This window comes from Methylophilus sp. DW102 (assembly GCF_037076555.1).
Taxonomy (GTDB): domain Bacteria; phylum Pseudomonadota; class Gammaproteobacteria; order Burkholderiales; family Methylophilaceae; genus Methylophilus; species Methylophilus glucosoxydans.
Window position 1 is genome coordinate 1,692,568 of record NZ_AP029023.1, and the last position, 12,395, is coordinate 1,704,962.

Consider the following 12,395-nt stretch of genomic DNA (forward strand, 5'->3'; position numbering starts at 1 on the left):
AGAAGCATTACTTTTCACTGGCCGCTTTAAATTTACCGTAACTCATCAGACGCTGGTAACGTGTCTCCAGCAACTGCGGTATTTTTTTGGCTTGCAATGCTTTCAACTGTTGGCCGATCGCTTGCGAGACCTTCTCCATCACATCTTCATAATTACGATGTGCGCCACCCAGCGGCTCGTTGATAATGGTATCAATCAAGCCCAAAGACTTGAGCCTGTCTGCGGTAATGCCCAAGGTTTCGGCGGCTTCCGGGGCCTTGCTGGCGCTCTTCCACAAAATGGACGCACAGCCTTCAGGCGAAATCACCGAGTAAGTGGAATATTGCAGCATATTCAAATGATCCACCACGCCCAAGGCCAGCGCACCACCAGAACCGCCCTCACCGATCACCACGCCAATAATCGGCGTTTTCAGTTCGGCCATGACATACAAATTGCGTGCAATCGCTTCTGACTGGCCGCGCTCTTCAGCCCCAATGCCGGGATAGGCGCCTGGCGTATCAATAAAGGTGATAATCGGCATCTTGAACTTTTCGGCCAGACGGAACAGCCGCAGCGCCTTGCGGTAGCCTTCAGGACGCGGCATACCGAAATTGCGGTATTGGCGTTCTTTGATATCGCGGCCTTTTTGATGGCCCATGACCATGACCGGAATGCCTTTAAAGCGCGCAATGCCGCCGACAATGGCCGGGTCATCTGCATAGGCACGGTCGCCATGCAACTCCTGGAAATCAGTAAACAAGGCATTGATATAGTCTGCAGTATAGGGGCGCTGCGGATGGCGGGCCACCTGGGAAATCTGCCAGGCAGTCAAGGCCTGGAAGGTATCCTGCAATAGCTTGGTATTCTTCTTTTGTAACAAATCCAGCTCTTTGGAAATATCCAGAGAGTCATGCTCGTCATGCGAAACTTGCAGCGCGTCAATCCGCTTTTCCAGTTCGGCAATCGGTTGTTCAAAATCAAGATAAGTCAGTTTACTAGGCGTTAAACGTTTTACACTCATTGGAATTCCAATATGAATTCTTTAGAAAAAAGTTCAGGCATTATAAAGGATTTTGACGTTTTCTTTAGACAACCAGCCCTGTAAATTGTGTAGCAGGTCGTCATGCAGCACGACTTGCCAGTCATCCCCTAGCATCAAACTCACCTGAGCAGACTGGTTATGGTAGTCGACTTTGATCGGACAACGCTTCTGTTCCTCACCGGCGTAGCGATAAGGCGTCAATACTGTCATGAGACGCTGCACATCCGAAGTGCCATTGCAGCTCAAGGTCAGCATTTGCGCAAAACGGTTACGCACGGCGGCCAGATCATAGAGTTTACGGGCGCTGACGCGGATGCCACCGGAGAACTCATCATTACTGATTCGCCCTTCTACCACCAGCAGCTGGTCTTCCTTGATCCACTGTGCGTGCTGATTCAACAGTTCGCTACCGACGACCACATCCACGCGTCCGACGGCATCATCCAGCGTCACAATCGCCATTTTTCCGCGCTGCGTCATGCGGACACGTACGCCCATGACCACCCCGGCCAGCAGTTTCGGCTGCTCTTGTGGCGCCAGTTCACCCAGATTGCCTTTAATAAAGGGGCCAAGCTGCGCTTTGTAGCTTAAATAAGGGTGGCCACTCAAGTAAAAACCCAGCGCCGTTTTTTCTTCTTGCAAGGCCTGCTCAGGGCTCCAGGCGGCAATATCCGGTAAAGCATGCTGCGTTTCGATCACCCCGCCAAACAGGCAATCTTGCCCGGCGTGTGCCGCGCCCTGCTCTGCGACACTGATCGCCCTATCCAGGCCCGCCAGCAACGCAGCCCGGTTAGGTTCCAGCTTGTCAAAAGCGCCGGCGCGGATCAGGGATTCAATCACCCGACGGTTGACCTTGCGCAAATCCAGGCGCTGACAAAAATCGAATAAGTCTTTGAAAGGGCCTTGAGACTGACGGGACGCCATAATCAACTCAATCGCCGCCAGGCCGGTGCCTTTGATGGCGCCCAGGCCGTAAAGCACCTGCTGCGCATTGAGCGGCTTGAAATGATAGACACTGGCATTGATGTCTGGCGGCAATACTTCGATATGATTGGCGCCGCAGTCATCAAAAAACGTATGCACGTTATCGGTGTTGTTCATATCGGCAGACATGGTCGCCGCCAGAAAAGCCGCCGGGTAATGCGCTTTGAGGTAAGCGGTATGATAAGCCACCAAGGCATACGCTGCCGCATGCGACTTGTTAAAGCCGTAACCCGCGAACTTTTCCAGCAAGTCAAACAAATCGTTGGACTGCTGCAAAGTCAGGCCATTTTTGAGCGCACCTTCATTAAAGATTTCGCGCTGTTTAACCATCTCTTCCGGTTTTTTCTTACCCATGGCGCGGCGCAGCAAGTCTGCACCACCGAGACTATACCCGGCGACCACCTGGGCGATCTGCATCACCTGTTCCTGATACACGGCAATACCGTAGGTTTCCTTGAGAATAGATTCGGTCGACGGGTGCGGGTATTCCACGCGCTGCGTGCCATGTTTACGGCGGCAGAAGTCTGGAATCAGATCCATTGGGCCAGGACGGTACAAGGCAACCAGCGCAATAATGTCTTCAAACAAGTCTGGCTTGGCTTGCTTAAGCATATCTTTCATGCCGCGCGATTCCAGCTGGAACACCGCTGTCGTATTGGCTGTTTTCAGCAGATGGTAGCTACGCTTGTCATCGAGCGGAATCGTCTCAAAACTCAGTGGTGGCAACGTTTCTTGCGCGCGCTGCGCATTGGCGTTTTCAAGCGCCATATTGAGGATAGTCAGCGTGCGCAGGCCCAAAAAGTCGAACTTAACCAGGCCGACCGCCTCCACATCATCCTTATCATATTGACTGACCAGACTGTCGCCATTGGGCTGGCAATAGACGGGCGAGAAATCTGAAATCTTGCCAGGCGCAATCAACACCCCCCCGGCGTGCATACCGATGTTACGGACCAGGCCTTCCAGCCGCAATGCCAAAGACAGTAATTCTGCGACCTCTTCTTCTTTTTCGCGGCGCTCTTGCAGTTGCGGCTCTTTTTCCAGTGCGGATTCAAGCGTGATGCCCAGCTCCATTGGAATGAGCTTAGCGATGCCATCGACAAAGTTGAACGGCAAATCCAGCACGCGGCCCACATCGCGGATCACCGCTTTGGCCGCCATGGTCCCGAAGGTGGCGATCTGAGACACCGAAGCCAAGCCATATTTGTGCTTGACGTAATCGATGACGCGATCTCGCCCTTCCTGACAGAAGTCAATATCAAAGTCGGGCATGGAGACCCGCTCCGGGTTTAAGAAACGCTCGAACAGCAGGTTGTATTTGAGCGGGTCGAGGTCGGTAATCCCCAAACTGTAAGCGACCAAAGACCCCGCACCGGAGCCCCGGCCTGGTCCGACTGGCACGCCGTTGTTTTTTGCCCAGTTAATAAAATCGGCCACGATCAAAAAGTAGCCAGGAAACCCCATCTGAATGATGATGCCGCACTCAAACTGCAAGCGCGCTTCGTATTCAGCTCGTTTGGCTTCCCGCAGCTGTTCATCCGGGTACAAATAGGCCAGGCGGTGCTCCAAGCCTGCTTTAGACTGGTCCACCAGATATTGATCCAGACTCTCACCATTAGGCGTCGGAAAATCGGGCAGGTAATTTTTCCCCAAAGTCAGCGTCAGGTTGCAGCGCTTGGCAATCTCCACCGAGTTTTGCAAGGCGATGGGCATATCGGCGAACAAAGCCTGCATTTCTGCCTGGGTTTTCACATACTGGGTGGCGACAAAACGCTTGGGTCTACGGGTATCGGCCAGCACATAGCCTTCCGCGATACAGGTGCGCGCCTCGTGCGCCATAAAGTCATCCGGCGTCTGGAACTGGATCGGATGCGTTGCCACCACAGGTAAATCGAGCTGCTGTGCAATGGCGATGGTTTGTCTGATCAATTGCTCTTGGGCATAGGCTTCGGTATTGCCGGGCACATGTACGCGCTGAACTTCCAGGTAGTAGCGGCCTTCAAATACCCCGGCCCAGTGTGCTGCCGCTTGCAAGGCTTGAGCCTGGTTGCCAGCCTGCAGTGCCTGTCCAATGTCACCGGCAGTAAAGCCCGACAGCAGCAATAGCCCTGCGTTTTTTTGCTGTAACCACTCGGGTTTGATTTCTGCCCGTTCACGGTACTGGTTCTCCAGATAGGCGCGACTGAGTAATTCACACAGATTGCGATAGCCCTGCTGCGTTTGTACCAGTAACAGCAAGCGGTGAGGCTGGTCGCGCTGGAGCGGATTCTCGATCCAGACATCACAGCCCAGAATCGGTTTGAGCCCCTTGCCACGGGCAGCCTTGTAAAACTTGATCGCCCCAAACAGGTTAGCCAGATCGGTCAGCGCAATCGCTGGCATGGCATCACTTTTTGCAGCCTTGACGTAATCATCAATGCGCACCGTGCCATCCACAATGGAATACTCACTGTGGCAACGCAGGTGAATAAATGCAGGTTGGAGAGAGGGTGTTTCAGGCGCTTCCATCACTTTATTTTAACCGCCAACCTGCTTTTTTGTACCCATGCCGACGACAAATAATGTCATTGACAGCCTCAAAAAAGCCATGCAAACCTCGTAAAAAATGGATTGTTGATAGTTGTAAAAAATTGAAACGAACCGGGATTATGTTCTATGATGGCAGGCGTTTTTGTCATAAGCGATAGATCACATGCCCAATGCCACTGCCCTGCTCGATGACCCGATACTGGTGGAGGACGAGCTGCCTGCCGTGGGGCAGCCCCTGCCGTATTTCCAGCTAGTTAACCGCGAGCTTGAGGACGTTGCGCTGGATGCCTTTGCAGGTCAGCGCAAGATACTGCATTTCTTCCCGGGCATTGATACGCCCACCAGTGCTAACAGCGTGCGTATTCTTGAGCGCATGGCGCTAGATCTGACTAACACCGCCATCCTGCATATTTCACCGGATTTACCATTCACCATGGCCCGCTTCTGCGCCATGGAAAGCCTGCCGCAATGCATGACTTTATCCACCTTGCGTGGCCGCGACATGCTCAAGAATTATGGCGTGCTCATGATGACCAGCAAACTGGCAGGCCTACCTGCACGCGCCATCATCGTCGCGGACGAAAATGACCGCGTCCTCCACGTTGAATTGGTCAAGGACCTGGTCATGGAACCAGACTACGAAGCCGTGCTTGCGGTGCTGCCCGCCTGATTCCCTTACTTTTTATGTGGTTGATTGCGTTGCGCTGACACGTTAAAGTGCTTGTTTAAGTTTTATTCATCACATTTTGGAGAACACTATGTCTAGCGTTACGCTCAAAGGAAATCCGGTCGCGGTTGGCGGTAAATTTTTAACCAAAGGCGACAAGGCTCCTGATTTTCAATTGGCAGATGCCAAACGCAACCTGCTTGGTCTGGATGCGTTTTCAGGCAAGCGTAAAGTCTTGAACATTTTCCCTAGCATTGATACGCCCACCTGCGCCACCTCAGTGCGCACCTTCAACAAGGAAGCCAGTAGCGTCAGCAACACCGTCGTGCTGTGCGTGTCTGCAGACCTGCCTTTCGCACAAAGCCGTTTCTGCGGTGCAGAAGGTCTGGAGAATGTTGTAACCCTGTCTACCTTCCGCGATACAGCCAAATTTGGCAATGATTATGGCGTCCTGATCACCGATAGCAGCCTGGCAGGCCTGACTGCACGTGCAGTGGTTGTACTGGATGAGAACAATCAGGTATTGCATAGCGAACTGGTTGGCGAAATTGCTGACGAACCAAACTATGCTGCTGCCTTGGCAGTCCTCAAATAAGTCAGCAGATTTGAGTAATAAAAAAGCCAGCATTAAGCTGGCTTTTTTATTACTGCTTTTATATTGCTAAAGACCCGTCTTAAATACTTTTAAACGCGCTTGAACAACAAGCTGCCGTTAGTCCCACCAAAACCAAAATTGTTTTTGAGGGCATATTCAATCTGCAAGTCACGTGCCGTGTTAGCACAGTAATCCAGATCGCAATCCGGATCAGGATTCAACAGATTGATGGTCGGTGGTGAAACCTGATGGTAAATCGATAACACCGTAAAGACCGACTCCAGACCGCCTGCGCCACCGAGCAAGTGACCAGTCATCGATTTGGTCGAATTGACTACCAGCTTGTAGGCATGATCGCCAAACGTTGCCTTGATGGCATTGGTTTCGTTGGTATCGCCCAGGGGCGTCGAGGTCCCGTGCGCATTCATGAACTGGACTTGGTCCGGGTTCACCCCTGCGTTTTTGAGCGCGTTGACCATGGAGCGGCGTGGACCGTCCATATTCGGTGCGGTCATGTGATAGGCATCGGCACTCAAGCCGTAACCTGCCACCTCGGCATAAATTTTGGCACCGCGTGCTTTGGCATGCTCATACTCTTCGAGCACCATCACCCCTGCACCTTCACCGATGACAAACCCATCACGGTCTTTATCCCAGGGACGGCTGGCCGTCGCGGGATCGTCATTGCGTGTAGACAAGGCTCGTGCAGAGGCAAAGCCACCGACACTGAGCTCGGTAATGGCCGCTTCGGCCCCACCTGCCACCATGACATCGGCGTCACCATACTCAATCATACGTGTGGCTTCACCAATGCTATGGGTGCCTGTGGTACAGGCAGTCACCACCGCAATATTTGGCCCCTTGAGACCCAACATGATGGACAAATTGCCCGAGATCATGTTGATGATGGTGCCAGGAATAAAGAATGGCGAGATCTTGCGTGGGCCACCTTCGTCATAACTGTCGTTAGTGGACTCAATCAAGCCCAAACCACCAATCCCGGAACCAATGGTCACGCCAATGCGTTCTGCATTTGCGTCGGTCACTTCCAGGCCAGAATCACGGAAAGCCTCCAAGCCAGCAGCCAGACCGTACTGGATAAAAGTATCCATGCGGCGCGCATCCTTGGCTGGAATAAAGTCCTCAGCGTTGAATCCTTTAACCTCACCTGCAATTTGCGAGGCAAATGGGGTAGGATCAAATTTAGTGATACGGGTAATGCCTGATTGACCAGCGACCAGATTGTTCCAAGCGGTTTGGGTACCAATCCCTACTGGAGACACCACGCCCAAGCCAGTTACTACTACTCTGCGTTTCGTCATAATAGAAAATCAGCCCTCTTGCGAGGGCTGATTGAAGAATGAAGTCAATGAATTACTTGAGGTTTGCGTTGACGTAGTCAATCGCTTGCTGCACTGTAGTGATTTTTTCAGCTTCTTCGTCAGGGATTTCGCAATCGAACTCTTCTTCCAAAGCCATTACTAATTCTACGGTGTCCAGAGAATCTGCACCCAGATCATCTACGAAAGATGATGTGTTTTTTACGTCAGCTTCGTTTGCACCCAATTGTTCACAAACGATTTTCTTTACGCGTTGTTCGATGTCGGACATCTAAAATACCCCTTTGTTGATAAGTGTCGTGTACAGTAAACCAGTATTCTAGCAAAACTTGCCCAGAATACCAAAGAAACTAAATATTAAGCGCAGTACATGCCGCCATTGACATGGATGGTTTCGCCCGTGATATAAGCGGCCGCTGGCGAAGCCAGGAAAGCCACTGTCGCCGCGATTTCATCCACAGCCCCCAAACGCCCAAGCGCAATACGTTCGAGCATTTTGGTCTTGATATCGTCAGGCAGTTCAGCGGTCATATCCGTGGCGATAAAGCCAGGCGCCACACAGTTCACAGTAATACCGCGACTGCCGACTTCTTGCGCCATAGACTTGGTAAAACCAGTCATCCCAGCCTTGGCCGCTGCGTAGTTGGTCTGCCCGGCATTGCCCATATGACCCACCACGCTGGAAATGTTGATAATACGTCCCTGACGCGCTTTCATCATCGGACGCAATACTGCCTGACTCATACGGAATACGGACTTCAGGTTGGTCGTCAAGACCGCATCCCAGTCTTCGTCTTTCATGCGCATGAGCAAGGTATCTTTGGTGATGCCGGCATTATTCACCAGGATGCTGACATCCCCATATTGCTCGGCAATCTGCTTTAAAACCGCCTCAATTTGTTCAGGCTGCGTCACATCCAGCGCCATCCCGACGCCGTTGACCCCAGCTGCTTTCAAATGGGCGGTGATTGCTTCTGCGCCACTGGCAGAGGTCGCCGTACCAATCACGGTGGCTCCCTGCTTGCCCAGGGCTTGTGCAATCGCTGCACCTATGCCGCGGCTGGCGCCCGTCACTAATGCGATTTGTTGGTCAGACATGGTCTCTCCCTTATTGCGTAATCAATGTTTGCATGGCTTCGTCATTGACGAGCGCAACACAGCTCACCTCGGCCACAATGCGCTTGGCTAAACCAGCCAGCACCTTGCCGGGGCCACATTCAGCGGCGCTCAGCACCTCTTGTGCAGCCAACTGTTGCACGGTCTCCACCCAGCGGACCGGGCTATAGAGCTGGCGAACCAGCGCGTCTTTAATCTGCGCGGCATCCGCGTAGGCTGCGACATCGGCGTTATGCAAGACAGGCACAACCGGCGCCTGTACATTCACGCCATTGAGATATTCGCGCAGCTTTTCAGCCGCTGGCTGCATGAGGTCGCAGTGCGAAGGCACGCTGACAGGCAATGCGAGCGCACGCTTGGCCCCTTTCGCCTTGGCTAACTCCATACCACGTTCAACCGCCGCTTTGTCACCGGCAATGACAACCTGGCCTGGTGAGTTGAAGTTAACAGGCTGCAAGACTTGACCTTGTGCCGCCTCGTTACAAACAGCACGCACGGTATCATCATCCAGCCCCAAGATCGCAGCCATGGCCCCCTGGCCTTCCGGCACGGCTTGCTGCATAACCTGGGCGCGAAATTTTACCAGTGGCAAGGCATCCGCAAACGAAATGGCATTGGCTGCAACCAGTGCAGTGTACTCACCAAGACTATGACCCGCCATCGCGGTTGGCAACTGGCCACCCAGCGCCTGATAAACACGCCAGGTAGCAATACCGGCGGTCAGCATGATGGGTTGTGTGTGTTCCGTCAGATTAATTTCTTCATTTGGCTCGGTGGCCATTTTCCAGAAATCTACCCCCAACACAGCAGAGGCTTCGTCAAAGGTTTGTTTAACGATGGCATGGGCTGCAAGTCCTTGCATCATGCCCACAGACTGTGAACCTTGACCAGGAAAGAAAAAAGCAAATTTAGACATATTGATTCAGTTATTTATTCAATTAAAACGGTCATGCAAGCACGGCATGCTTCATTGTTGAACCTTGGTACTGTCATCACTGGTTAGTACTTCACCAGGACTGAGCCCCAGGTAAATCCACCACCAAAGGCCTCCATGAGCAAGGTATGTCCACGCTGGATGCGACCGTCACGCACAGCCACATCCAGTGCGAGTGGAATTGAGGCTGCAGAGGTATTGCCATGGCGATCCACCGTCACGACGACTTTATCCATTGGCATTTCCAGTTTTTTGGCCGTTGCCTGCAAAATACGGATATTAGCCTGATGCGGCACCAGCCAGTCAATATCTGACTTTTGCATCTGGTTAGCTTCCAGCGTCTCATCGACGATCTGATCCAGTGTATTGACCGCCATTTTGAACACCGGATTCCCTTCCATCACCACCGTGTCAGGCCCATCAGGATTGCGCGGCACATGTAAATAGGTTTCGTAGTTACCATCGGCGTGGATGTGGGTAGAAAGAATACCGGGTTGCTCACTGGCTTGCAGGATCACCGCACCGGCACCATCGCCCCATAAAATGCAGTTGCTACGGTCGCTGTAATCAGTAATACGGGTGAATGTATCCGCCCCGATCACCAGGACATTGCGGGACTGGCCAGACTTGATGAACTGGTTGGCGGTGGTCAGCGCATAGACAAAACCACTGCATACCGCCTGCACATCAAAAGCGGGACAGCCGCTGATGCCCAATTTGCGTTGCACCATGGTCGCCACACTTGGAAAAATCTTGTCAGGCGTGGTTGTTGCCACAATAATCAGGTCGATCTGTTCAGCCGCGATGCCGGCCGCGTCAATCGCTTGACGCGCCGCGTGGGTCGCCAGATCGCTGGTACGCTCATCCGTGACGCGGTGGCGTTGTTTGATGCCAGTTCGGGCGTAAATCCACTCATCGGTGGTATCCACCATTTTTTCCAGATCGGCATTGGTCAAAATATGGGGTGGCAGGTAGCTTCCAGTACCTGCAATGCGAGCGTAAATCATTCGTGCGATTATGCCTTAATTGGTTTGAAACACCTAACAAAAAGGGGTTCAGGGTTGCTCGGAGGTCGTCAGATGCTCAATCTCCAACTGCGACTGAATACGCTTGAGGACACCACTCTGCGCCTCTTCCATCGCGACATGAATCGCATGGTAAAAGCCCACGCTGTCTGCGCCACCATGACTCTTGACCACAATGCCACGCAAGCCCAAAAAGCTTGCCCCATTATAAAGTCTTGGATCTACCCGCTTTTTAAAGGCTTTTAGCACCGGAAAAGCGCCCAGCGCCATTAACTTGGTCAACCAGTTACGTTTAAATTCCTGGGTGAGGAATTTACCCATCATATGCGCAAGGCCTTCGGTGGTTTTCAACGATACGTTGCCAACGAAACCGTCACAAACGACCACATCTGTCGTGCCCTTGAAGATATCGTCGCCTTCTACATTGCCGTAAAAATTCAAATGACTGCCGCGTAACAACTCCGCCGCCTGCTTGACCACCTCATTGCCCTTGATATCTTCAGAACCGATATTGAGCAAGCCCACGGTTGGATTCGGCTTATTGGTCAGACAGCTCACCACCATCGCGCCCATAATGGCAAACTGGTACAAATGCTCAGGTGTACAGTCGGCATTCGCCCCCAGGTCCAGCATAAATGTACTGCCTTTTTCAGAGGGTAAAGTCGAGGCAATGGCTGGCCGGTCAATCCCGGGCAAGGTTTTGAGGACAAAACGTGCGGTCGCCATCAACGCACCGGTGTTACCGGCACTCACGCAAGCCTGCGCTTCTCCCGTTTTCACCATATTAATGGCCACCCGCATAGAAGAATCTTTTTTGTTCTTCATCGCACTTTGTGGCGACTCATCCATCAACACCACTTCACTGGCATGGCGGATACGCAATCGCGGCCCCGGCTGGACATTCAAGACCTTAAGCTCGGATTCAATTGCCTCTTGCAGGCCGACCAGGATAATGTTTAATTCAGGATTTTCGTTCAGAATTCGAACTGCCGCGGGCACAGTCACATGCGGACCGTGATCTCCTCCCATGGCATCAATGGCAATCACTACTTCATGTGAATGCACGTGTTGACCAGTTGTCATGTGATTTTCCAAGTTTGTTAACTTTGCGCGTTTAAGCGCAGCCATCACAGCGGCTTACGTCAGATACGCAAACGCCGCGCATTTTACTGCGCGGCGCGTTTTAAAGCGGTTAGCTTTAATGTGGCGATTATTCGCCTTTTGCAGGCATCACTTTGCGGCCACGGTAAAAACCGTTAGGGCTCACGTGATGACGCAAATGCACTTCACCTGTGGTTGGCTCAATTGCCAAAGGTGGGTTAGTCAAAAAGTCGTGGGAACGGTGCATACCACGCTTGGAAGGTGTCTTTTTGTTTTGCTGAACGGCCATTTAAGTTACTCCAATATCAAACCGCCACACCTCATGTATCGAAGCTCAATGACAGTTTATAAAACAAACTCGGTTATTAATAAATTAAAAATGCTACCTAATCCAGCATTATAAAATAACTCAGGGACAACTGCAAATAAATCATGCAAATATCGCTTTTCATTGGTTTATTTGCCATGATTCGCGGCATGAACACCCAGCTTACGGGGTTATTTGTCCAGCTTCAACTGCTTGAGCACAGCAAATGGATTCGGCTTTTCACCCGCAGACTGCTGTAATTGTGTACACGCCTCTTCATGCATGACAGAGATAGGCAGCGCCATCAACAACTCATCCTCGACCAACACTTCCAGTGACGACTCATCCGTAGATTCCAGCCAATCCACCGTTTCATCTTCTAGCAATGCTTCCGGCGGCTCATCACAAAGCGCAAATTCAAAGGTCATCTCTAGCGACTCTGGCATGGGCTCAAAGCAGCGCTGGCACACCAGCGGCAAAGTCGCCTGCAAACTCAGCGCCAGCATAGGCAGCGACACCTCACCAAAATAGCGGGATGGCAAGCCTTGCAACCGATAATGCACCTGCATGCCGTCGAGGGCGGCCGCATCCGTCACTCCTAGCGCTTGCAACGCCTCATGTAACCTGGGCATAGCGCTCAGCGCTAACGCCCCCTCAACGGTTTTTTGCTGCTTTGCCAGCTCCTGAAAATGCGCCATGATCTTTACCAAACAATTCAATCAACTATTAAGCCGGCACTATAACAAACTCAATGATCATTGACGACTAAAACA

General features: G+C 52.1%; 12 protein-coding genes. 2 read left to right on the forward strand and 10 right to left on the reverse strand.

Going from position 1 to position 12,395, the window contains the following annotated elements; translation table 11 throughout:
* Positions 1 to 7 precede the first annotated feature (7 nt).
* Together AACH41_RS07775 and dnaE are read right to left on the reverse strand one after the other, a co-directional pair.
* Positions 8 to 1,003 carry an acetyl-CoA carboxylase carboxyltransferase subunit alpha gene (locus AACH41_RS07775; protein WP_194747675.1) on the reverse strand — a complete coding sequence of 332 codons (996 nt, stop codon included), beginning with the start codon at positions 1,001 to 1,003 and terminating at the stop codon, positions 8 to 10.
* Between the two features lie 33 nt (positions 1,004 to 1,036).
* Positions 1,037 to 4,516, reverse strand: coding sequence for a DNA polymerase III subunit alpha (dnaE, locus tag AACH41_RS07780; protein WP_338654252.1), 3,480 nt, complete (start codon positions 4,514 to 4,516; stop codon positions 1,037 to 1,039).
* A 184-nt stretch (positions 4,517 to 4,700) separates the two neighbouring features.
* Here dnaE and tpx (AACH41_RS07785) point away from each other — a divergent pair, with 184 nt between their 5' ends.
* Together tpx (AACH41_RS07785) and tpx (AACH41_RS07790) are read left to right on the forward strand one after the other, a co-directional pair.
* Positions 4,701 to 5,207, forward strand: coding sequence for a thiol peroxidase (gene tpx, locus AACH41_RS07785; RefSeq protein WP_194747677.1), 507 nt, complete (start codon positions 4,701 to 4,703; stop codon positions 5,205 to 5,207).
* Positions 5,208 to 5,295: 88 nt separating this feature from the next.
* Entirely contained in the window at positions 5,296 to 5,799 is a 504-nt protein-coding gene (tpx, locus tag AACH41_RS07790; RefSeq protein ID WP_194747678.1) for a thiol peroxidase, read from the forward strand.
* 89 nt (positions 5,800 to 5,888) lie between these two features.
* Here tpx (AACH41_RS07790) and fabF read toward each other — a convergent pair whose 3' ends face one another.
* From fabF to AACH41_RS07830, 8 genes are all read right to left on the reverse strand, one after another.
* Positions 5,889 to 7,121 carry a beta-ketoacyl-ACP synthase II gene (gene fabF, locus AACH41_RS07795; RefSeq protein WP_338654257.1) on the reverse strand — a complete coding sequence of 411 codons (1,233 nt, stop codon included), beginning with the start codon at positions 7,119 to 7,121 and terminating at the stop codon, positions 5,889 to 5,891.
* A gap of 52 nt (positions 7,122 to 7,173) precedes the next feature.
* Entirely contained in the window at positions 7,174 to 7,410 is a 237-nt protein-coding gene (gene acpP, locus AACH41_RS07800) for an acyl carrier protein (protein ID WP_018985321.1), read from the reverse strand.
* Between the two features lie 86 nt (positions 7,411 to 7,496).
* Positions 7,497 to 8,237, reverse strand: coding sequence for a 3-oxoacyl-ACP reductase FabG (gene fabG, locus AACH41_RS07805; protein ID WP_275355353.1), 741 nt, complete (start codon positions 8,235 to 8,237; stop codon positions 7,497 to 7,499).
* A 10-nt stretch (positions 8,238 to 8,247) separates the two neighbouring features.
* Positions 8,248 to 9,171, reverse strand: a complete 924-nt coding sequence (fabD, locus tag AACH41_RS07810; RefSeq protein ID WP_338654262.1) for an ACP S-malonyltransferase — start codon at positions 9,169 to 9,171, stop codon at positions 8,248 to 8,250.
* 83 nt (positions 9,172 to 9,254) lie between these two features.
* Positions 9,255 to 10,196: a beta-ketoacyl-ACP synthase III gene (locus AACH41_RS07815; RefSeq protein ID WP_228518732.1), complete on the reverse strand. Its 942-nt coding sequence runs from the start codon at positions 10,194 to 10,196 to the stop codon at positions 9,255 to 9,257.
* Positions 10,197 to 10,244: 48 nt separating this feature from the next.
* The gene (plsX, locus tag AACH41_RS07820; RefSeq protein ID WP_194747684.1) at positions 10,245 to 11,297 is read right to left on the reverse strand and encodes a phosphate acyltransferase PlsX; all 1,053 of its coding nucleotides are present in this window, start codon (positions 11,295 to 11,297) and stop codon (positions 10,245 to 10,247) included.
* Between the two features lie 127 nt (positions 11,298 to 11,424).
* Positions 11,425 to 11,604 carry a 50S ribosomal protein L32 gene (rpmF, locus tag AACH41_RS07825; protein WP_018985326.1) on the reverse strand — a complete coding sequence of 60 codons (180 nt, stop codon included), beginning with the start codon at positions 11,602 to 11,604 and terminating at the stop codon, positions 11,425 to 11,427.
* A 209-nt stretch (positions 11,605 to 11,813) separates the two neighbouring features.
* On the reverse strand, positions 11,814 to 12,320 hold the full coding sequence (locus AACH41_RS07830) for a YceD family protein (protein ID WP_338654271.1): 507 nt from the start codon (positions 12,318 to 12,320) through the stop codon (positions 11,814 to 11,816).
* Positions 12,321 to 12,395: the final 75 nt, after the last annotated feature.